General features: G+C 71.7%; 21 protein-coding genes, 1 tRNA gene, 1 pseudogene and 1 riboswitch. Of the genes and pseudogenes, 17 read left to right on the top strand and 6 right to left on the bottom strand.

From position 1 onward, the window contains the following. The first annotated feature begins 4 nt into the window (after positions 1–4). Positions 5–1,033 (top strand): adenosyl-hopene transferase HpnH, encoded by a 1,029-nt coding sequence (hpnH, locus tag OHT74_RS07585; RefSeq protein WP_266661868.1) that lies wholly within the window; start codon positions 5–7, stop codon positions 1,031–1,033. Continuing rightward, positions 1,030–2,412, top strand: coding sequence for an aspartate aminotransferase family protein (locus OHT74_RS07580; protein ID WP_328619797.1), 1,383 nt, complete (start codon positions 1,030–1,032; stop codon positions 2,410–2,412). Before hpnH ends, OHT74_RS07580 begins: the two co-directional genes overlap by 4 nt. A 45-nt stretch (positions 2,413–2,457) precedes the next feature. Here OHT74_RS07580 and OHT74_RS07575 read toward each other — a convergent pair whose 3' ends face one another. Beyond that, the gene (locus OHT74_RS07575) at positions 2,458–3,279 is read right to left on the bottom strand and encodes a tyrosine-protein phosphatase (RefSeq protein ID WP_266661864.1); all 822 of its coding nucleotides are present in this window, start codon (positions 3,277–3,279) and stop codon (positions 2,458–2,460) included. Between the two features lie 311 nt (positions 3,280–3,590). Continuing rightward, a riboswitch (cyclic di-AMP (ydaO/yuaA leader) is annotated at positions 3,591–3,767 on the top strand. A 2-nt stretch (positions 3,768–3,769) separates the two neighbouring features. On the opposite strand from OHT74_RS07575, the gene OHT74_RS07570 reads away from it, so the two are divergent. The 9 genes and pseudogenes from OHT74_RS07570 to OHT74_RS07530 all read left to right on the top strand — a co-directional run bounded on the left by OHT74_RS07570 (position 3,770) and on the right by OHT74_RS07530 (position 11,913). Further along, positions 3,770–4,762 carry a LysM peptidoglycan-binding domain-containing M23 family metallopeptidase gene (locus OHT74_RS07570; RefSeq protein WP_328619796.1) on the top strand — a complete coding sequence of 331 codons (993 nt, stop codon included), beginning with the start codon at positions 3,770–3,772 and terminating at the stop codon, positions 4,760–4,762. Positions 4,763–4,930: 168 nt separating this feature from the next. Further along, positions 4,931–5,716, top strand: a complete 786-nt coding sequence (locus tag OHT74_RS07565) for an SGNH/GDSL hydrolase family protein (RefSeq protein ID WP_266661860.1) — start codon at positions 4,931–4,933, stop codon at positions 5,714–5,716. Positions 5,717–5,896: 180 nt separating this feature from the next. Further along, positions 5,897–7,096: an MBL fold metallo-hydrolase gene (locus tag OHT74_RS07560; RefSeq protein WP_328619795.1), complete on the top strand. Its 1,200-nt coding sequence runs from the start codon at positions 5,897–5,899 to the stop codon at positions 7,094–7,096. Positions 7,097–7,347: 251 nt separating this feature from the next. Further along, complete coding sequence (locus OHT74_RS07555) at positions 7,348–9,309, top strand: ATP-binding protein (protein ID WP_328619794.1); 1,962 nt, start codon at positions 7,348–7,350, stop codon at positions 9,307–9,309. Positions 9,310–9,344: 35 nt separating this feature from the next. Further along, the gene (locus OHT74_RS07550) at positions 9,345–9,773 is read left to right on the top strand and encodes a roadblock/LC7 domain-containing protein (RefSeq protein ID WP_328623277.1); all 429 of its coding nucleotides are present in this window, start codon (positions 9,345–9,347) and stop codon (positions 9,771–9,773) included. A gap of 26 nt (positions 9,774–9,799) precedes the next feature. Further along, on the top strand, positions 9,800–10,189 hold the full coding sequence (locus OHT74_RS07545) for a DUF742 domain-containing protein (protein ID WP_328623276.1): 390 nt from the start codon (positions 9,800–9,802) through the stop codon (positions 10,187–10,189). After that, positions 10,167–10,751, top strand: a pseudogene (locus OHT74_RS07540) (GTP-binding protein); the annotation flags it as partial. The gene OHT74_RS07545 and the pseudogene OHT74_RS07540, both read left to right, overlap by 23 nt. A gap of 137 nt (positions 10,752–10,888) precedes the next feature. After that, positions 10,889–11,440 (top strand): GAF domain-containing protein, encoded by a 552-nt coding sequence (locus OHT74_RS07535; RefSeq protein WP_266661852.1) that lies wholly within the window; start codon positions 10,889–10,891, stop codon positions 11,438–11,440. 116 nt (positions 11,441–11,556) lie between these two features. Continuing rightward, positions 11,557–11,913: an MmcQ/YjbR family DNA-binding protein gene (locus tag OHT74_RS07530; protein ID WP_328619792.1), complete on the top strand. Its 357-nt coding sequence runs from the start codon at positions 11,557–11,559 to the stop codon at positions 11,911–11,913. Positions 11,914–11,920: 7 nt separating this feature from the next. Here the strand turns inward: OHT74_RS07530 and OHT74_RS07525 are convergent, their stop codons facing one another. Both OHT74_RS07525 and OHT74_RS07520 read right to left on the bottom strand, forming a co-directional pair. Further along, on the bottom strand, positions 11,921–12,823 hold the full coding sequence (locus OHT74_RS07525; protein ID WP_266661848.1) for a transketolase family protein: 903 nt from the start codon (positions 12,821–12,823) through the stop codon (positions 11,921–11,923). Positions 12,824–12,835: 12 nt separating this feature from the next. Then, the gene (locus tag OHT74_RS07520; protein ID WP_328619791.1) at positions 12,836–13,537 is read right to left on the bottom strand and encodes a transketolase; all 702 of its coding nucleotides are present in this window, start codon (positions 13,535–13,537) and stop codon (positions 12,836–12,838) included. Positions 13,538–13,685: 148 nt separating this feature from the next. Here OHT74_RS07520 and OHT74_RS07515 point away from each other — a divergent pair. Beyond that, positions 13,686–13,759, top strand: a tRNA-Pro gene (locus OHT74_RS07515). 31 nt (positions 13,760–13,790) lie between these two features. On the opposite strand, the gene OHT74_RS07510 is transcribed toward OHT74_RS07515, so the two are convergent. Then, positions 13,791–14,138: a hypothetical protein gene (locus OHT74_RS07510; RefSeq protein ID WP_328619790.1), complete on the bottom strand. Its 348-nt coding sequence runs from the start codon at positions 14,136–14,138 to the stop codon at positions 13,791–13,793. Between the two features lie 383 nt (positions 14,139–14,521). Here OHT74_RS07510 and OHT74_RS07505 point away from each other — a divergent pair, with 383 nt between their 5' ends. From OHT74_RS07505 to OHT74_RS07490, 4 genes are all read left to right on the top strand, one after another. Continuing rightward, on the top strand, positions 14,522–15,799 hold the full coding sequence (locus tag OHT74_RS07505) for a molybdopterin-dependent oxidoreductase (protein ID WP_443047302.1): 1,278 nt from the start codon (positions 14,522–14,524) through the stop codon (positions 15,797–15,799). Further along, on the top strand, positions 15,796–16,314 hold the full coding sequence (locus tag OHT74_RS07500; protein WP_328619789.1) for a hypothetical protein: 519 nt from the start codon (positions 15,796–15,798) through the stop codon (positions 16,312–16,314). Before OHT74_RS07505 ends, OHT74_RS07500 begins: the two co-directional genes overlap by 4 nt. 150 nt (positions 16,315–16,464) lie before the next feature. Beyond that, complete coding sequence (locus OHT74_RS07495) at positions 16,465–16,683, top strand: TfoX/Sxy family protein (RefSeq protein ID WP_328619788.1); 219 nt, start codon at positions 16,465–16,467, stop codon at positions 16,681–16,683. A gap of 216 nt (positions 16,684–16,899) precedes the next feature. Then, the gene (locus tag OHT74_RS07490) at positions 16,900–17,541 is read left to right on the top strand and encodes a GNAT family N-acetyltransferase (RefSeq protein ID WP_328619787.1); all 642 of its coding nucleotides are present in this window, start codon (positions 16,900–16,902) and stop codon (positions 17,539–17,541) included. A gap of 30 nt (positions 17,542–17,571) precedes the next feature. On the opposite strand, the gene OHT74_RS07485 is transcribed toward OHT74_RS07490, so the two are convergent. Together OHT74_RS07485 and OHT74_RS07480 are read right to left on the bottom strand one after the other, a co-directional pair. Next, positions 17,572–19,614, bottom strand: coding sequence for a serine/threonine-protein kinase (locus OHT74_RS07485; protein ID WP_328619786.1), 2,043 nt, complete (start codon positions 19,612–19,614; stop codon positions 17,572–17,574). A gap of 144 nt (positions 19,615–19,758) precedes the next feature. Continuing rightward, on the bottom strand, positions 19,759–20,034 hold the full coding sequence (locus OHT74_RS07480) for an acylphosphatase (RefSeq protein ID WP_266661809.1): 276 nt from the start codon (positions 20,032–20,034) through the stop codon (positions 19,759–19,761). A gap of 432 nt (positions 20,035–20,466) precedes the next feature. Here OHT74_RS07480 and OHT74_RS07475 point away from each other — a divergent pair, with 432 nt between their 5' ends. Continuing rightward, on the top strand, positions 20,467–20,685 hold the full coding sequence (locus OHT74_RS07475) for a hypothetical protein (protein WP_053788601.1): 219 nt from the start codon (positions 20,467–20,469) through the stop codon (positions 20,683–20,685). The last annotated feature ends 20 nt before the right edge of the window (positions 20,686–20,705 follow it).

The raw sequence follows: 20,705 nt of genomic DNA, 5'->3' as shown, positions 1-20,705 counted from the left end.
CCAGATGGCCATGCCACTGCGACAGTCCATCAGGGTCGGGACGTATCTTCTCGAACAGAAGCTCCGCAAGCGTGAGAAGTTCCCGCTGATCGTCGAGCTGGAACCGCTCTACGCCTGCAACCTGGCCTGCGAGGGGTGCGGGAAGATCCAGCACCCGGCCGGCGTGCTCAAGCAGCGCATGCCGGTCGCGCAGGCCGTCGGCGCCGTCCTGGAGTCCGGCGCCCCCATGGTGTCCATCGCGGGCGGCGAGCCCCTGATGCACCCGCAGATCGACGAGATCGTCAGGCAGTTGGTGGCGAAGCGGAAGTACGTGTTCCTGTGCACCAACGCGATGCTGCTGCGCAAGAAGATCGAGAACTTCACCCCGTCCCCGTACTTCGCCTTCGCGGTGCACATCGACGGGCTGCGCGAACGGCACGACGAGTCGGTGGCCAAGGAAGGCGTCTTCGACGAGGCGGTCGCCGCCATCAAGGAGGCGAAGAGGCGCGGGTTCCGGGTCACGACCAACTCCACCTTCTTCAACACCGACACCCCGCAGACGATCATCGAGGTGCTCAACTACCTCAATGACGACCTCAAGGTCGACGAAATGATGATCTCGCCCGCCTATGCCTACGAAAAGGCCCCTGACCAGGAGCACTTCCTGGGCGTCGAGCAGACCAGGGAACTCTTCAAGAAGGCCTTCGCGGGCGGAAACCGGGGCCGCTGGCGGCTCAACCACTCCCCGCTCTTCCTCGACTTCCTGGAAGGCAAGGTGGATTTCCCCTGCACCGCCTGGGCCATTCCCAATTACTCCCTCTTCGGCTGGCAGCGCCCCTGCTATCTGATGAGCGACGGCTACGTGCCGACGTACCGGGAACTGATCGAGGAGACCGACTGGAGCAAGTACGGCCGCGGAAAGGACCCGCGCTGCGCGAATTGCATGGCGCACTGCGGCTACGAGCCCACTGCCGTCCTCGCCACCATGGGCTCCCTCAAGGAGTCCCTGCGCGCGGCCCGGGAGACGGTCTCGGGGAACCGGGAGAAGCAGTGACCGGCTTCGACCTCCGCGCCCTGCTGGACGAGCGGGGCGGGGAACGGTACGAGCTGCACACCAGGCACCTCAACCACCAGCTGCCCCGGATGCTGCACACGATCGGCTTCGACAAGGTCTACGTACGGGCCGAAGGCGCACACTTCTGGGACGCGGACGGCAACGACTACCTGGACATGCTGGCCGGGTTCGGCGTGATGGGCCTGGGCCGCCACCACCCGGTGGTCCGCCAGGCCCTGCACGACGTCCTGGACGCACAGCTCGCCGATCTGACCCGCTTCGACTGCCAGCCGCTGCCCGGGCTGCTGGCGGAGAAGCTGCTCTCGTACAGCCCGCACCTGGACCGGGTCTTCTTCGGCAACAGCGGCACCGAGGCCGTGGAGACCGCCCTGAAGTTCGCCCGGTACGCCACCGGGCGAACGAGGGTTCTCTACTGCGACCACGCCTTCCACGGGCTGACCACGGGTTCGCTCTCGGTCAACGGGGAGGGCGGGTTCCGGGACGGCTTCGCGCCGCTGCTGCCCGATACGAAGATCGCCCTCGGGGACCTGGCGGCCCTGGAACGGGAGCTGAAGCGGGGCGACGTCGCCGCCTTCGTCGTCGAGCCGATCCAGGGCAAGGGCGTGCTCGCGGCCCCGCCCGGGTTCCTGCTCGCGGCGCAGGAGCTGCTGCACCGGCACAAGGCACTGCTGATCGCGGACGAGGTGCAGACGGGGCTCGGCCGGACCGGCGAGTTCTACGCGTACCAGCACGAGCCGGGCGTGGAGCCGGACCTGGTGTGCGTGGCCAAGGCCCTGTCGGGCGGCTATGTGCCGGTCGGCGCGACCCTGGGCAAGGACTGGATCTTCAAAAAGGTCTATTCGTCCATGGACCGGGTGCTGGTGCACTCCGCCAGCTTCGGATCCAACGCGCAGGCGATGGCGGCCGGGCTGGCGGTGCTCTCCGTCATGGACGACGAGTCGGTGGTCGCGAACGCCCGCGCGATGGGCGACCTGCTGCGCGGCCGGCTCGCGGCGCTCGTGGACGAGTACGAGCTGCTCCACGAGGTACGGGGGCACGGCCTGATGATCGGCATCGAGTTCGGGCGGCCGTCCTCGCTGGGGCTGCGCAGCCGGTGGACCATGCTCCAGGCGGCCCGCAAGGGGCTCTTCGCCCAGATGGTCGTGGTGCCGCTGCTGCAGAAGCACCGGATCCTGACGCAGGTCTCCGGCGACCATCTGGAGGTCATCAAGCTCATCCCGCCGCTGATCGTGGACGAGCGGGACGTCGACCGGTTCGTCGGCTCCTTCCGCGCGGTCATGGACGAGGCGCACGGCGGGGGCGCACTGATGTGGGACTTCGGCAGGACGCTGGTGAAGCAGGCCGTCGCCGGCGGCTGACGGCCTGCTCCGCTGCCCGGTTTCCCGGTCGGGCTGTCGGCCGGGTTATCGGTCGAGCAGCTGCTCCCGCAGCCGGCCGAGGGTCTCGGGCGTGAGTCCGAGGCCCTCGGCGAGGTACCGGTCGACCCCGCCCCAGTGCTCGTCGATGGTGTCGAAGGCGGCCGTCAGGTACTCGGCGCGGGCGTCGAAGAGCGGGGCGAGCAGCTCCATCACCTCGGGGGAGCGGGCCTCGGGGGCGTCGCTGGTACGGCGCACCCGGTAGCGGCGGTGCGGGGCGTTGGACTCCAGGTAGTCCGCCACGATCGCCTCGCGCTCGACGCCCAGCGCGATCAGGGTGACGGCGATCGACAGGCCGGCCCGGTCCTTGCCGGCCGCGCAGTGCATGAGCGCCGGAATGCTGTCCTCGGCGAGGGCGTGCACGACCCGGCCGTGCTCGGCGGTGCGGTGCTCGATCATCGAGCGGTACGAGTTGGCCATCCGGGCGGCGCCCTTGCCCTCGCCCAGGATTCCGCGGAGCTGCTCGAGATCGCCGCCGCGGACCATCTTCCAGAATTCCTTGCCGTCGGCCGGATCCGACAGCGGGATGTTGACGTTCCGCACGCCGGGAAGCTCGACGTCGAGTCCCTCGAGGGCGTGGTCGGCGCCGTTGCGGAAGTCGAAAATCGTGTGGAGGCCGAGCGATGCGAGGAATTCTGCATCGGTTTCGGTGGCATGTGCCAGATGTCCGCTACGGAACAGTTTTCCTGGCTTGACCCTCCGCCCGTCGGCGGTCGGCAACCCGCCCACATCGCGGAAGTTGCGCACTCCGGCCAGCTCCGGCTCCGGAACGGGCTCCGTCCGCGGGGACTGGGGTATCTGCTGGGTCACGGGAACTCCTCCGCGTCGTCGTGAGATGTCCGAATTGCGCTACTTGAGGCCAACTTGCCGTCACTGGAGGCGAGATCGGGCGCAGCCCCGTGAGGCAGATCATACGGTGACCGTGAGTGCCTGATCGTCGAAGTCGAAAGGCCCGGCCGGGGCGGTTGTTGGCGGCGGGGAATGGACGGAGGGTGACCGGAATTCCGTCGAACTCCCCGTCCTGTGAATCCGTCAGGAAATTCGTGGCTTGTTCCGTGTGGCTCAACTCGATTACCTTCGCGATCGATCCGGATGGACCGCCGAATCCTGCCGCCGTCCGGAAACCGCACCCGACTATTCACGCGCGCGGCAGGAGCGGGGGAACCAGGTAAGCCGCTGTTCCCGATCTTTGTATCGGCGCAGCTCGGGGTGAAGCCGTACATGTTCCGTTCATGTGCGGCCGGACATCTCCAGTCCGAACCCGACAGCTCACCTCGCAGGCGACGGAGAGGAATTCGCCATGCCTGCAAAGGGTAAGCACCGCCGTCCCAAGTCCCGTTCCGTGGCGCGCGGCTTCGCCGTCGCAGGCACCGGTGGTGCGGCCCTCGCACTGCCGCTGCTGGGTGCCGTCGGCGCCCAGGCGGCCGGTGCCCCGGCCGTCGCCCCCGCCGCGGCTCCCGTGCAGGCCCCGCAGGTTCCGGCGGCGCTGCAGGCCGCGCCCGCCGCTGCCGCGCAGTCCGCGCCGGCCGTCTACACGGTCGTGCCGGGCGACTACCTCTCCAAGATCGCCCAGGACCGCCACCTCTCGGGCGGCTGGCAGCAGCTGTACGCCGACAACCGCGAGGCCGTCGGCACCAACCCGTCGCTGATCCACCCCGGGCTGAAGCTGACCCTCGGTGCGCAGGGCGAGGCGGCTCCGGCCGCGCAGGCTCCGGCCGAGAAGTCCGCTCCGGCTCCGGCGAAGAAGTCCTCGGCCTCGCCCTCGCAGGACAAGGGCTCCGCGGACGTCGCGCCGGCCCCTGCCGCCCCCGCCCCCGCGGCCGCAGCCGCCGCCGCGCCCGCCAAGAAGAGCACCGCCGCCAAGTCCGCCGCCGGTACGGTCAGCGCCGCCGGCTTCGTCGCCCCCGTCGGCGGAGGGATCTCCACCCAGTACAAGACCCCCGGCGCCATGTGGTCCAGCGGCTACCACACCGGTGTCGACTTCATCGCGAGCTCCGGCACCACCGTCCGGGCCGTGGGCGCGGGCACCGTGGTCTCCGCCGGCTGGGCCGGCGCGTACGGCAACGAGGTCGTCATCCGGCACGCGGACGGCAAGTACTCCCAGTACGGCCACCTGTCCCAGCTCTCCGTCTCGGCCGGCCAGAGCGTCACCGGCGGCCAGACCCTCGGCCTCTCCGGCTCCACCGGCAACTCGACCGGCCCGCACCTGCACTTCGAGATCCGCACCGGGCCGTCCTACGGCTCGGACATCGACCCGCTGGCCTACCTCCGCACCAAGGGCGTGAGCATCTGACGGCTCCCGCCGTCGGACAGAGGCAACCGGACTCGTGAGGCCGGGACCCGAGGGGGGTCCCGGCCTCACGCCCTGTTATTCCGTACCGACCAGGTGGTATAGATCACGGTCCGTCAACCCCTGCCTACGGTGGCGTAGGTCACGCGCCGGGGTGAAAGATGTGTTCTCGTGGCAGCGACGAAGACGACACTCAAGACCATCGGCTCGTACGCGGCGATCGGGGACAGCTTCACCGAGGGTGTGGGGGACCCGGGACCCGGGGAGACCTTTCTCGGCTGGGCGGACCGGCTGGCCGTACTCCTGGCCGATCAGCGCGAGGAAAACGAATTCCGGTACGCGAACCTGGCCGTGCGGGGGCGCCTCCTCGACCAGATCGTGGCCGAACAGGTCCCCCGGGCCAAGGAGCTCGCACCTGACCTGGTGAGCTTCTGCGCCGGCGGCAACGACATCATCCGGCCCGGCAGCGACCCGGACGACGTGGCGGAGCGGTTCGAGGCGGCCGTCGCCGACCTCACCGGAGCCGTCGGCCACGTCATGATCACCACCGGCTTCGACACCCGCGGCGTGCCGGTCCTCAAGCACCTCCGGGGCAAGGTGGCCACGTACAGCGCCCATGTGCGTGCCATCGCCGACCGCTACGACTGCCCGGTGCTCGACCTCTGGTCGCTGAAGTCCGTACAGGACCGGCGGGCTTGGGACGACGACCGGCTGCACCTCTCGCCCGAGGGGCACACCCGGGTCGCGCTGCGCGCCGCCCAGGTGCTGGGGTTCGAGGTGCCGGCCGACCCCGACCAGCCGTGGCCGCCGCAACAGCCGCGCGGCTCGGTGGACGTGACCCGGGACAACATCCAGTGGGCACGGGAGTACCTGGTGCCGTGGATCGGGCGGCGGCTGCGCGGGGAGTCCTCCGGGGACCACGTGGAGGCGAAGCGTCCGGACCTGCTGCCGCTGTAGCCCGGCGCAGGAGGGGCGGAGTGACGGGGCGGCGGGGTAGCCGAGTAGGAGAAGGGGACGGGGCAGGAGGACGGGGGCGCGCGGCGGAATCCTTCGGGGCCGGTGCGCGTTGGCATGGTGATAGACCGGAAACCAGTACGGCCTCTCACGCCCATCCGTCCCACCCTCCCAGGAGGCGCTTTGACCGGCTCCCGTCCCCTGCGTCCACGGCTGCGTGCCCTGCGGCCCGAAGCCTTCGGCGCGGATCCGTCCGGCGCACGCCTGGAGCGGATCCAGCGCTCGCCGAACTTCGCCGACGGTGTCTTCCAGAACCCGGTCGGGGCCCGGACCAGGCCTTCCGGCTCCATGATGGAGTTCGCCAAGATCTACTTCCACAAGGAGCAGCGGATCCGGCGCAACCCCGGAGCTCCCATCCCGGTCTACCCGACGACTCTCGCCGAGCTGGCGAAGCCGCCAGTCAGCGGGTTGCGCCTGACATGGATGGGGCACTCGGGCGTACTTGCGGAGATCGACGGGCGGCGGGTGCTGTTCGACCCGGTGTGGGGTGAGCGGTGCTCGCCCTTCCCGTTCGCCGGGCCCAAGCGGCTGCACCCCGTACCCGTACCGCTGGCCTCGCTGGGGCCGGTCGACGTCGTGGTGATCTCGCACGACCACTACGACCACCTCGACCTGCCGACCATCAAGGAGCTGGCCGGTACGGACACGGTCTTCGCCGTCCCGCTCGGCGTCGGCGCCCACCTGGAGCGCTGGGGGGTGTCGCCGGACCGGCTGCGCGAGCTCGACTGGAACGAAGGCACCAAGATCGCGGGACTCTCGCTGACGGCAACGCCGGCCCGGCACTTCTGCGGGCGCGGCCTGCGCAACCAGCAGAACACCCTGTGGGCCTCCTGGGTCGTCGCGGGCGACGAGCACCGGATCTTCCACAGCGGCGACACCGGCTACTTCCCCGGGTTCGGGGAGATCGGCGCCGAGCACGGCCCCTTCGACGCCACGATGATCCAGATCGGGGCCTACTCGGAGTACTGGCCCGACATCCACATGACCCCCGAGGAGGGCATGCGCGCCCACCTCGACCTCCAGGGTGGGATCCCCCACGGCACGATGCTGCCCATCCACTGGGGCACCTTCAACCTGGCCCCGCACCCGTGGGACGAACCCGGCGAGGGCACCGTGACCGCGGCCGAGGCCACCGGCGCGGCGATCGCGCTGCCGATCCCGGGCCAGCCGTTCGAGCCGGGCGACGCCGGTGCCCCGAGCGAGCCGTGGTGGCGCCCGTTCGTGGCGTCGGCCCCGCCCATGCCCGCCACACCGTCCCGCCCGGTCGCGATCGCGCGTCCGCCGGCCGCGGCGCACGAGGAACCGGAGGCCGTCGGCTCGTAGCGCGTGTCCGCCGGGCGCCGCTCCGGAGCAGCCGCCGGCACGGGGTGGTGCGTCGCGTACGGCGGCTGCGAACGTGCGCCCCCGGCGGATTCGGGCTGCCGTACGAGCGCTCCATCGGGAGCGGGAAGCAGCCCGGGCAAGTTCCCCAACTGGCTGTCAGGGGCGGGATCGTGCGGTCTAGCGTGGGTATCCGGTGATCAACACCGGGCCCCGGAACCCCCGGGGGCCCGGGCCCCACGTAGAGGACGCCGATGTCCGGACTCCGCGCCGCCCGCCACGCCCCGTCGAGACACGCCGTCACCGGTCCCGGCCGGCAGATACGCCCCCAGCTGCTCCGCGCCTCCCTGCTGCCGGCGCTCGCCGCGGCGCTCAGCGGAGCCGCCGCGGTGATCTTCACGCTGCAGCTCGGCGGGGGCGCGGGGGAGCGGGACGCCCGGCTGTGGCCGGTCCTGGCCGGCTGCGCCCTGCTCGTCGTCGGCGCACTGGCCGCCGCCCTGCTCGGGGCCCAGCGCTCCGCCAAGGCCGTCCGGGACCGCTGCGAGGCCCTGCGCCGCTCCAGCGTGCGCGGACGCCAGGAGCTGCGGACCGCCGCCGAGCGGCTGGAGCGGGGCGAGCCGCCGGTCCGCCCGGTCCGCGGCGGCCCGACGGGACCGCCGCCCGGCAGCGACCCGGATCGGGTGGACGAGTTCTGGCTGCTCTCCCAGGAGCTGCGCGGCGCCCGCGAACAGGCGCACACCACCCTCGTACGGCTGGCCGGGCCGGCCGCGCCGTCCGACAGCGACCGCAAGGTCGAGGTCTTCGTCAACCTCGCGCGCAGGCTCCAGTCCCTCGTGCACCGGGAGATCTCGCTGCTCGACGAGCTCGAGGACACGGTCGAGGACCCCGACCTCCTCAGGGAGCTCTTCCACGTAGACCACCTCGCCACCCGGATCCGCCGCCACGCCGAGAACCTGGCCGTGCTCGGCGGCGCCGCCTCCCGGCGCCAGTGGACCCGGCCCATCGACCTGAGCGAGGTACTGCGCTCCTCCGTCGCGGAGGTCGAGCAGTACACGCGGGTCAAGGTGGTACCCCCGGCGGGCGGCACCGTCCGCGGCCACGCCGTCGCCGACGTGGTGCACCTGCTGGCCGAACTCGTCGAGAACGCCACCGTGTTCTCGGCCCCCGACACCGACGTGGTGGTGCGCGCCGAACGGGTCACCGCGGGCATCGCCGTCGAGGTGGAGGACCGCGGGCTGGGCATGCCGGCCGCGGAGCAGCACCGGATGAACGCGCTGCTCGTCGACCCCGACCAGATCAGCGTCCGGCATCTGCTGGCGGACGGGCGGATCGGCCTGTTCGTCGTTTCGGCGCTGGCCCGCCGGCACGGGATCGCCGTCGAGCTCAAGTCCAACATCTACGGCGGCGTGCTCGCCGTGCTCGTGCTGCCGCAGGAACTGCTGGGGGCGGAGGCGCCCAGCGCCGCCGACGCGCTCGGGGGCTCCCGGGCCACCTCGTGGGGGACCGGGGAGGGAGGCGTCATGCCCCCGCTGGAGCCCGTACGGGTGGCCGTGCCACAGCCGAAGCCGGAGCGGCAGGTGCGACCGGAGCCGGAGCGGCAGCCGCGACACGAGCCGGCCCCGCGACGGGAGCCGCAGCCGCAGCCCCGGCGGGAGCCCGAGCCGGCTGCCGCGCGGCTGCCGCAGGCGGCACCGACGTGGGCGGCTCCGCCCGCGCCGCGCCCGCACACGCGTACGCAGCCCGGGGCGGTGCGCCAGGAGACGGACCGCTGGGAGCCGAGGGAGACGCCGGCCGCCGAGACGACCCTCGACCTGGGCATGGACCTGGGTCTGGGTCTGGGTCCGGACGTGACGCAGGGCCGGACCCCGGGCATGGGCCCGGCCGCGGGGACATCCGCGGGGACATTCGCGGCGACATCCGTGGGGACATCCGCGGGGCTGGACGGTCGCGAGCCCGTGCCCCCGGCGCCGGTCCCGGCCCCGGCGCCCGTGTCCCCGCCGCCCGTACCCATGACGGTGTCCGTACCGGCCGCCCGGACGGACCCGGACCGGCCGCCCCTGCCCCGCCGCCGGGCCCAGCACCACCTCGCCCCGCAGCTGCGGGACGCCCCCGCCCCGCGGCGGGCCGACGCACCCGAACAACCCGTGCACGACCCGGGTCTGATGGCCGCCTTCCAACGGGGCTTCGGCCTCGCCCAGTCGGAGAGCCAGCCATGACCCCGACCTCTCACCTCAGCAAGGAGCGCACCACCATGGGCGGCGAAGCGGCGACGAAGACCGGTCGGCTCTCGGATCTCGACTGGCTGCTCGGCGGCCTGGTCCAGCGGGTCCCCTACACGCGCAGTGCGGTACTCCTCACCGCGGACGGGCTCGTCACTTGCGTGCACGGCCTCGACAACGACAGCGCCGACCACCTGGCGGCACTGGCGTCCGGGCTGTACTCGCTCGGACGGAGCGCCGGATCCCGGTTCGGGGACGGCGCGGAGGTCCGGCAGGTCGTGGTCGAGCTCGACTCCGCGCTCGTGTTCGTGTCGGCCGCCGGAACGGGCACCTGCCTGGCGGTCCTGGCCGACCGGGAGGCCGACGCGGGCGTGCTCGGCTACGAGATGGCGATGCTCGTCAAGAGCGTCCGGCCGTACCTGGCGGCCCCGCCGCGGCGGCCCGCAGGCGACCCGGAGTGATGCGCGCCGCCCGCGCCACGTACGGCATGGGGGTCCCGCGCGACACGCCCTGGCTCGACGACTCGGCGGGCCGGGTGATGCGCCCGTACACGGCCAGCGGCGGGCGGACCCGGTCCGCCGTCGCACTCGACCTGCTGTCCCTGGTGACCGCGACGGGGGTACGCCCGCGCGGTCCCCTCGGCACGGAGCACACGCTCGCGCTGCGCCTGTGCGCGGGCTCCGTGGCCGTCACCGTCGCCGAGGTGGCCGGACAGCTGCGGCTGCCGGCGGTGGTGGTGAAGGTGCTGCTGTCCGACCTGATGGAATACGGGGCCGTCACGGCGCAGGCGCCGCGGTTCCCGGGCGGCGGGTACCTCGCCGCCGACGACCAGAACCTGCTCCGGGCGGTGCTCGATGGCCTACGCCGACGACTGTGACACCCGCCGCGCCGCCGTCCTGCCCGCGACGCTGAAGATCCTTGTCGCGGGCGGTTTCGGGGCGGGCAAGACGACCTTCGTGGGCGCGGTGAGCGAGATCGAGCCGCTGTGCACGGAGGAGCTGCTCAGCGGGCTGAGCGAGGGCCCCGACCCGCTCGACGGGGTCGAGGCGAAGACGTCGACGACCGTCGCGCTCGACTTCGGCCGGCTCACCCTGGACGAGCGGCACGTCCTGTACCTCTTCGGCACGCCGGGGCAGCAGCGCTTCTGGTTCCTGTGGGAGGAGCTGTGCGCGGGCGCGCTCGGCGCGGTGGTGCTCGCGGACACCCGCCGGCTCGCCGACTGCTTCCCGGCCGTGGACTTCTTCGAGCGGCGCGGCATCGGGTTCATCGTCGCCGTCAACGAGTTCGACGAAGGCCACCGCTACACCGCCGGCGAGGTCCGCGAGGCGGTGGGGCTCGGGCCCGAGGTGCCCGTCGTGCGGTGCGACGCGCGGCTGACGAGCTCCGGGACGGGGGCCCTGGCCGCGCTGGTCCATCACCTGCTCTTCACGGCGGCGGCGGACAGATCGGCGAGGTCGGCGATTTCAGCGAACGCAGTGAACTCAGGGAGCTCGGTGAACGCACCGAATTCAGCGATTACAGCGACTTCAGCGACTTCAGCGACTTCAGTGAAGTCTTGGGATGGGGGGAACCCGCGATGACGTACTTCGAGTCGACCGGCCACCTGCTGCTCACGCCGGTGGACCGGGAGGCGCCCGCACGCACGGTCCGGCTGCGCGAACTGGGCCTGGGGGAACGGGCGGACACGGAGCTCGACGCCTTCGCCCGGCAGATCGCCGACGTACTGGAGGCCCCGTACGCGGGGGTCAACTTCATCGGCGAGGAACGGCAGTTCTTCGCCGGTCTGCACCACGCTCCGGACGCCCCGGCGAGCGGGTATCCGGCGCGGGTACTGCCCCGGGACCACGGGTACTGCCCGCATGTGGTGGTGCGGCGCCGGGCGCTGGCGCTGGAGGACGTACGGGACTTCGCGCGGTTCGCTGGCAACGCGGTGGTGGACGAGAGCGGGGTGCGCTCGTACCTGGGGGCGCCGCTGACCGACCGGCAGGGGATCGTCCTGGGCACCGTGTGCGTCGTGGACCTGGAGCCGCGCAGGTGGGGGACGGCGGGTCTGGCGACCGCCAAATCCCTGGCCGCAGAGCTGCTGGAGATCATCCACGCACGCGAGGACGGCCTGCGGGCGGGCTGAGGGGCGGGCTGAGGGCGTACGCAGGGACCGCTGCCCGGGGGCGGCTGTCAGTGCCGGGCGTTACGGTCGACGACATCAGCCCGAAGCCCGACCGGTGGCCGGAGAGGAGTCGCGGGATGGCCGTGACCGCCGAGGACGTCCGTACGACCGCGCTGTCGCTCCCCGACAGCAGCGAGAAGCTCGCCTGGGGCATGCCCACGTTCCGGGTGGGCGGGAAGATATTCGCCGCCCTCGGCGAGGACGACGCCTCGATCGGGGTGAAGTGCCCGAAGGAGGACCGTGCGGAGCTGATCGCCGCCGAGCCGGACAAGTTCTTCCTCCGGGAGGGCCACGACGATAACTACGCCTGGCTCCGCGTCCGCCTGGCGGCGCTGGAGGGCGCCGCCGAGCTGCGCGCGATCCTGGTCGACTCGTGGCTCCACGCGGCTCCCAAGCGCCTGGCCGCGGCCCATCCGGAACTGCCGGGGCACTGAATGCAGCTCACCGGAGGAAGGCGCTGATCCGCTCGCGGAGGGAGTGCGGGTCCAGACCGTGCGCGGCGGTGTGCTCCTCGAGCGTGCCGTAGCGGCGGAGCTCGGCGCGCCCGACGCCGAGGCCGAGGACCCGGTGCGGAACCTCCGACAGGGCTTGGGCCGCGGCCCCGGTGGAGGTGCCGGCCAGGTACGGCTCGACGAGCACGACGTCGGTCGTGGCGCGGCCGACGGCCTCACGCAGAGCCGCGTCGTCGAAGGGCCGCACGGTGGTGGCGTACAGGACGGTCGCGTCCAGCCCCGCCGTCGCGGCGAGGACGTTGTCCAGCAGTGGGCCGACCGCGACGACGACACCGGCCCCTGCGCTGCCCTCCCGTACGGTCCGAAAGCGCAGGCCGTCCACCGGGCGCGGTGCGGCGTTCGACTGCTGGGAGAGCCGGACGTACACCTTGTCGTCCCCGGCGGCATACGCGTGGCGCAACAGCGCCTCGGCCTCGTCCGGGTGCCCCGGCACGTGGACCGTCCAGCCGTCGAGGGTGTCCATCAGGGCCACGTCACCCGGCGCCATGTGGGTGAACCCGCCGGCCGGCCAGTCGTAGCTGGCGCTCGCGCTGACCAGGACCCCGCCGGTGCCCTGGTGCCCGAAGTCCAGCTTGACCTGCTCGAACGGCCGCTCCACCAGGAAGCTGGCGAAGGTGTGCATGATCGGCCGCAGCCCGGTGAGGGCCAGCCCGCCGCCGACTCCGACCAGCAGCTGCTCCCTGATCCCGACGTTGATCACCCGCTCCGGGTGGCGCTGCCGGGCGGGCCGGAACCCGTCCATGGTGATCTCGGCGAGCACGAGCGCAAGCCGAGGATCCTCGTCGAGCGCGCGCGACGTGGCGGAGACGAACCGCTCCCGCATGGTGTCCATGATTCCCCTGTCCTACTGCTTCTTCTCGACACGGGCGATGACGGCGTGCGGCCGGCCCGGATGCGGTGTGGTGAAGGCGGCGTGCAGCGCCGCGTGGTCCCGGCCGTCGACGGTCACCGCCGACCAGCCGGCCGCCTCGAAGCGGGAGGCGATCCCGCCGCGCCAGCCGTGGGTCGCGGAGTCGTTGTCGATCACCACGGTGTGCAGCCGCTCCAGCCCGGCCGCGCCGGCGTACGCGAGGGCCTCGTGATTGCTGCCCTCGTCGAGCTCGGCGTCCCCGATCAGCACCCACACCGCCGGCTCGTCCAGCCCCTGCGCCTGCAGCCCGAGCGCACTGCCGACGGCGAGCGGCAGCCCGTGCCCGAGCGAGCCGCTGCCGATCTCCACTCCGGGGATCAGGGTGCGGTCCGGGTGGTGCCCGAGGGGGGACCCGTACGAGCCGAAGCCGCTCAGCCAGTCGACCGGGAAGAACCCCTTGGCGGCGAGTACGGCGTAGTACGCCATCGGCCCGTGCCCCTTGGAAAGCAGGAACCGGTCCCGCCCGGGCTCCTCGACGCCGGCCGGCCCGACGCGCAGCACCCGGTCGTAGAGCACCCAGAGCACGTCGAGGGTGGAGGTGGCGGCGGGCCCGTGCTTCTCGGCCCCGGTCATGAGCGCCATGAGCCGGCTCAGATCGTCGTAGCGGAACGCCGTGTCCGCGGTTGCCTGTGTCATGCACCGATCGTGCAACCTCAAGTCAGCTTGAGGTCAAGCGCCTCCTCCGCACGCCCCGGCCCCGAGAAAGCTGCGCGCGACCACCCCGCGAAGTGCGGTATTGTTCTCCTGCGCGTTCAACCAGGGGAAACCCCAGGTCAGCGGGCATCGGGACGTGGCGCAGCTTGGTAGCGCACTTGACTGGGGGTCAAGGGGTCGCAGGTTCAAATCCTGTCGTCCCGACTGTGCTTTACGCACGTCGGAGGCCGTCTTCTCAGAAATGGGAGGACGGCCTTTTCCGTGCCCGAAGTCCTGGTGGTCGCGGTGCGGTCGCACGTCCCCTGCGGGGCTGGTCCGCCAAGGCGGTGTCGTCGGGGGCGAGGTCGACGGCGAGGAGTTGTTCGGCGGTGCGGCGGGTTGTCGGCGGCCGGGTCGGGTGAGTGATCAGCTCGAACTCGACGACCGTGTTGGTGCGGCCCTCGCCCAGGCAGGCCATGACGCTGTCGGCCAGTGCCTCGGCGATCCGCTCGGGGCCGGCGGTGGCGTACTCCTCGGCCCAGGACCGCACGAAGCCGGCGAACCGGTCGGCGGCGCGCTCCAAGGTCCGGCTGTGTGGTGCCACCCGGGATTCCACGCGTCTGGCCGCCGCAAGGACCCTGGTCGCGGAACACCGGCGACCCCGCCCCCCGCGCCCTTCGGGGGTGGCGTCGTCGGTGTTCCGGTCGACGGAGCGGCGTGGCGTGTCACATGGCCGGTCATCCTCCATGTGCGGCATGTTCTGCTCAGTGACGAGTGTCCGAAAACCGCGGTATCTGTGGAGGTGTCCCGGTGCGTCCGAGTGATGGTGGTCGGGATCAGCCTGGTGACACGTCACGCTCGTCGGCGTCGGGTGGGCGGAGACCGGAACCCGCGGGGCCACGGCAAGCGGGGGAGCCGCGTCCGGTGGCGAGCGCTCCAGCTACCGCATCAGACTCCGGCGGAGAGCGGCGGGCCGGCCCGGAGCGGGTGCGGGCTGTTCTGCGTTCCGTCGTGCCGCCCGCGCCGCCGCCGGGGCCGACGCGCCCGGAGTTCTGGCGCAGCCCGCTGCGGGGGCCGTGGCTGACCGCGGTGTTCGGCCTGATCCTGCTCGTCGGCGTGACGGTCCTGTTCGTGACCGGGCTGCTGTCGTACGCCGCGTACAACCCGGACCTGGCGCGGGTCAACGACCAGACGCCCGACAAGGGGTGGCTCGGCTTCTATCTGTTCTCCTGGCCGACCTCCCCGTACTGGCTCTACCGGCTGACCCAGGGCGTGCACGTGGTCCTGGGCGTCGTTCTCGTCCCCGTTCTGCTGGCGAAGCTGTGGTCGGTCATCCCCAAGCTGTTCGAGTGGCCGCCCGTGCGGTCGGTCAGCCATGGCATCGAGCGACTGTCCCTGCTGCTCCTGGTGGGCGGTGCCGGCTTCGAGTTCGTCACCGGCATCCTCAACGTGCAGCTGCACTACATCTTCCCGGGCTCCTTCTACGTCCTGCACTTCTACGGGGCGTGGGTGTTCATCGGAGCCTTCGTCGTGCACGTGACCTCGCGGCTGCCGCGAGCACTCCGCGCCGTCCGGGCCGGACCGGTGCAGCCGCAGGCCGGTACAGAGGAGGCGGCAGGGCTGGTCCCGCCCCGGCCGGCGCCCCCGACCATCTCCCGCCGGGGCGCCCTGGGCCTGGTGGGGCTGGGGTCCCTGGCGCTGTTCGTGGTGACGGCCGGGCAGAGCGTGGGCGGTTGGTGGCGCCGGACCGCGCTGCTCGCCCCGCACGGCCAGGACCCCGGTTCCGGGCCGAACGGCTTCCAGATCAACAAGACCGCGGCATCCGTCGGCATCCGGCCGAGCGACATCGGCCCCGCCTGGCGGCTGACCGTACGAGGCTCCGGCCGCCAGGTCGTCCTGACCCGTGAGGAACTGCTGGCCATGCCGCAGCACGAGGCGGCCCTGCCCATCGCCTGCGTGGAGGGCTGGTCGACCCCCGACCAGCTGTGGAGCGGCGTACGGCTCACCGACTTGGCCGCCCTCGTCGGACGGGGCACGGACACCCCGCAGGTCCTGGTGGAATCCGTACAGCGAGGAGGGCCGTTCAGCTCGGTCGTCCTGAGAGACAACCAGGTACGCGACCAGCTCTCACTGCTGGCCGTACGCGTCAACGGGGCTGTCCTCTCGCCCGACCACGGCTACCCGGCCCGCGTGATCGTCCCCGGCGCCCCCGGCGTCCACAACACCAAATGGGTCACCCGCCTCACCTTCGGAGCGCCGGCATGAGCGGCACGACCGCCTTCCGGCGGCGCTACGGAGCCTCCCCGCTCCACCTGCTCCTCGTACTGGCCTCCTTCGCCCTCGCCGCCTACGCCGGCGTGCGCCTGCTCAAGGGAGACACCCTGGGCGTGGCCCTGTGGTTCGTCGGGGCGGCACTCCTCCACGACCTCGTGCTGCTCCCCCTGTACTCGGTGACCGACCGGGCCGTGCAGCTGCTGTTCCGGGGGAGGGCGGGCGCGGGGGAGGGCCCGCCGAGACCGAGCGTCAACTACGTGCGCGTCCCGGCCTGCGTCTCGGGGCTTCTGCTGCTGGTCTGGTGGCCGCTGATCCTCCGCCGGGTAAGCCACTACACCGCGGCCACCGGACTCCCGGCCGACGTCTTCCTGGGCCGCTGGCTGCTGATCACCGCCGGCCTCTTCGTCGCCTCGGCCGCGACCTTCCTCGTCCGCGGTTGGCACGGATCAGGGCCCCGACGACGAGCGGCACGACGTCAGCGGCAGGGCCGTAGGGCCACGAAGTGACGGTGCTCCTCGGCGGTCCACCGTTCGGCCGTTCTCCAGCCCGACACCCGGGCATACCGGCCCAGAGCCGCAGCACCCACCACCGCCCAGGGGAAGACGTTCACCGAGAAGCGGATGTTCGGCGGCCTGTCCTTCCTTCTGGGCGGACACATGAGCGTGGGCGTGGTCGGCGACGAGCTCATCGCCCGGGTGGGTCCGGACCGGGCCGAGGAGGCGCTCGCCCGGCCGGAGGCCCGGCCCATGGAGTTCACCGGCCGCCCGATGCGCGGCTGGGTGACGGTCGCAGGCCCTGCCCTCGCGGAGGACTCCGTCCTGCGGCACTGGGTGACGGCGGCGGTGGCCTTCGCCTGCACGCTTCCCCCGAGGTAGCGCAGCCGACGGGTGCACGCGCCTGCTTACCGAGGGCCAGATGGCGCCCCTTGGGGACCACTTGGGGACCAGCGTCCATGTCGACGGGTGCCCAGCACGTACGGAAGCGCACGCTGTGCGCCCTTGATCGTTTCCGGGGAAAACCTGGTGGGTGATCGTCGACGGCGGGTAGGGTCTGGCCGTCGGTGGTGATCACGGGGGACGGGCGGGGCGGGCATGGAGCGGGCGACGGGGTCGGCGGAGCTGGTGGCGCTCGTGGGAGAGCGGGTGCGGCTCGAGCCGCTCGAGCTCCGGCACCACGACGGGCTGTGCGAGGCGGTTCGCGACGGCAGCCTGTGGAATCTCGCGGTGACGCTCGTCCCGCATCCGGATGATGTCCGTGGCTTCATCGAAGACGCGATGGCGGCCCGCGCCGAGGGCACGCAGCTCCCGTACGCGACGGTGGACGCGGCCACCGGGCGGGTCATCGGCTCGACGCGGCTGATGATGATCAACACCGCACAGCGGCGGCTGGAGATCGGCTGGACCTTCCTCGCGGAGTCCTGGCAGCGGACCGGCATGAACACCGAGGCGAAGCTGTTGATGCTGATGCATGCCTTCGAGGTGATGGGGATGAACCGGGTCGAGCTGCTGACGGACGTGCGGAACACGAAGTCGCGGACGGCGATATCCCGGCTGGGCGCGACGCTCGAGGGTGTCCTGCGGCACCACATGGTCATGCGGGACGGCTGGATACGCGACACGGCGGTGTACAGCATCACCCGGCCGGAATGGCCGCAGGCGAAGCAAGCGCTGGAGGCCCGCGTGACGGGCCGCCCCGCGGCCCGTAGCCACGAAGACGCAGCGGCCGGCAGCTGAGGGCTGTCCCTCAGGCCGCTGTCGAGCGGCTTACGGGGTGCAAGTGCCTGAGCCGATGAACTGGCGTTCATTCGTGTACGGGTTGTACACGGCGACGGCCCAGTGGGTGTAGTTCCAGCTCCTGTTGCTGTTGAACTCGGCGATGAGTTTGCGGCAGACGGCTTCCTCGACGGCGCCTTTGAGATTGGATTGGGAAGCGCGGCTCGCAAAACGGTTGTCGGGGTCGTCGGTCCATACGTAGGCGGCGTTCTCGACGGGGTCGAAGCCGAGGGTGATGCCGTCGGACGCGCCGATGGGGGCTTCGTTCGTCTCGGCGGTGTTGGTGTTCCAGGTGGCCGTGACGGCTTTGGCCGTGGCGTCGGCCACGCGGATCTCTGCCTTGTCGCTGCTGGGGATCTCCGCAGTCGCCATGCCGGACTCGTCGCCGCGCCATTGGCCGGCGATCTCCGTGAAGCAGCCGTCAGTGGCAGTTCCGTAGCCGATGGCCGACGCGTTGACGTCACCGTCGGATGTCTTCCAGTAGACCGAGAAGCGGCCGTACGGCCAGGTCGTGGGGGCGTTCTTGAGGCGGTGTGCGAGCACGGTGCACACGGCCATCTGCGCGGCCCGGCGGAACACTTCCCGGTAGTGGTCGGGGAGTTGGGGGACCGGCCCGCCGGTCACGATCAGGGTCTGCGCGCGCAGGTTGAACGTGACCGTGGGCTTCATGAAGGCCATGTCCTTCGTGGCCAGCATGGATGTCATCCGGTCGCGGATCGACTGCTCGGCCTCCCGCTCCCGAGGACTGCCGGCGGTGGCGCTGGTCCGCCATTCGTCCGGGTGCGGCTGGGTTTCGTCACCGGATCGGGTGTAGGCGGGGTCGGGTACTCCCGCCAGCGGATCCGTGGGGACCCTGACGGTTCGTGCATCGACCGGGGTTGCGGTCATGGCTTCGGCCGGGATGGAGGAGGAATCGGTCGCGGCGGACGCGCCGTGGAGGGGCGAGGCACTGACTGCGCTGCTGGGTGCGGTGCCGGTGACGACGCGGTCCTTGGTGTCGAAAGCGACGATGCTGCCCGCGACGGCGGTGCCCGCGGCTGCCGCGGCGACGGCGGCCATGAGCGCGCGCTTGCGGGTGGACGCGGCCGGGGTGCGCCAGGCGGGGTCCTCCACGCCCGGCACGTTCCACTCGCCGGTGACGAGGTGGTCGGCCCGCGTCGCTCCCGGCCCTGCGCCGGCGGTGAGTACGTGGGTCGCCTGGGTGGCGAGGAGCCGCGCGCACTCCTCCGCTGCCGAGCCGGCGGTCATCCGTTCGTCGGGGCTCTTCGCGAGGGCCTTCTCCACGGTCCGGCGCAGTTCCCCGGGGAGGCCGTCGAGATCGGGATCGCCGGACATGACGCGGTACGCGACCACGTCCGGGGCTCCCGTGCCGAACGGCAGGCGGCCGGTGGCGGCGTAGGAGACGAGAGCGCCCCACGCGAACACGTCGCCCTCGGGGCCGGCGGTGCCGGTGCGGTAGTGCTCGGGGCTGATCCAGCCCGGAGTGCCGGTCATCACGCCGGTCCGGGTCACGGACGTGCCGTCGGCGGCGTGGGCGATCCCGAAGTCCAGGACGCGCGGCCCGGCGGGAGTGAGGATGACGTTCTGCGGTTTGACGTCCCGGTGGACGACGTCGGCGGCGTGGATGGCGGCGAGGGCCCGGGCGGTGCCCGTGGCGAAGGCGTACAGGGTGCCGCCGGAAAGGGGGCCGTGCACGGCCAGGTGCTGTTCGAGGGTGAGGCCCGGGGCGTAGGCGGTGGCCAGCCACGGGGTTTCGGCATCGGGGTCGGCCGCAAGGAGGGGGATGAGGCACGGTCCCTGGACGCGGGCGGAGAGCTGCACCTCGCGGCGGAAGCGGGCCCGGAACTCGGGGTCCTCGGCGTGTGCGGGGTGGACGACCTTGACCGCGACGCGCAGCCCGGCCGGATCGAGGCCGGCGTGAACCGTGCCCATGCCGCCCGCACCGAGTCGGCCGATGATCCGGTACGTGCCGACCCGCTTGGGGTCACCGGCGCGGGCGGGCTGCACACGCCCGCCGGAGCGAGCAAGGCTCACAGGGTTCCGTTCGTCTTGTGCGGTCGAGCGTCACGAGGCCGGCGCATCCGCCGGAAGAGTCCCAGCATGGCGGACGGATGGAATCCGCGGAGGCCGTTCTCCCATTCGGGGAGGACGGCCTCTTCGTGTTCCCGGCGGGTGGGTTCAGGCGCGGATCTCGAAGCCTTCGAGGGCCTCGGGCTGTTCCTCGTGGAGCTGGACGCGGGTCACGTCGGCGCCGCTCGGGCCTCGGTGGGCCCAGTCGAGCATGCGGGCGACCGCGGCCGCGGGTCCCTCGAACACCGCCTCGACGGTCCCGTCCGGGAGGTTGCGGACCCAGCCGGCCACGCCGTGATCGAGGGCGGTGCGGCGGCAGGTGTCGCGGAAGAAGACGCCCTGCACCACGCCGTGGACGATCACTCGGCTGCGCACTCGTTCCATGGGCCGACCATAGCCGGGAGGACGGCGATCGGCACGGATCGTGGTCGGCCCGTCACGGAGTGCCGCTCCCGGAAATCTTCACGCGGTGAAAGTGGAGGGGGTGCCTCCCGTTACATCCCGACCTGATGTGGAGAGGGCGGCCGCTGCGGGTGGTGGGGGTCTGGGTGGGTTTGGGCTTCGGGGGTGATGGGGTGTTCTGTTTTGTTACTCGATCTTGTGGAGAACCCGTGGCGATCCGTCGAATCAATCGGAAAGCCCGCCGAGTGAACGGTCACCTGGCGCGAGAGAGGGCGTCAACGCGGTTGGCCGGGTGACCCGTTCGCGTGCTTACATCTGCCCACCGAAGTGATGTTCGGGAGTGGTCGGACCGCCTTGTTGCAGACCGCCCACGCCATTTGAGAAACATTCAGACAACTGAAGGGTGCGCACATCATGCGTAACGACATCGAGACCCGTGAGATCGCCGACGACGAACTGGACGCGGTTTCCGGCGGTGTCAGCATTTCCGGTGGCCTCCTCGGCGCCGTCACCGGCGACGTCTTCCACGTCGTGAACACCGTGACCTCGCTGGACACGGTCCACGGCGCGCTGGCCCTGCCCGGCCAGGTCGAGGGCATCGTCGGCGTTCGCGCCGGTGTCGCCGGCCTCTGAGCCGAGCCGGCCAGCAGCGC

The sequence above is a fragment of the Streptomyces sp. NBC_00354 genome, from assembly GCF_036106915.1.
Taxonomy (GTDB): domain Bacteria; phylum Actinomycetota; class Actinomycetes; order Streptomycetales; family Streptomycetaceae; genus Streptomyces.
This window is presented reverse-complemented; position numbering and strand designations above follow the sequence as displayed.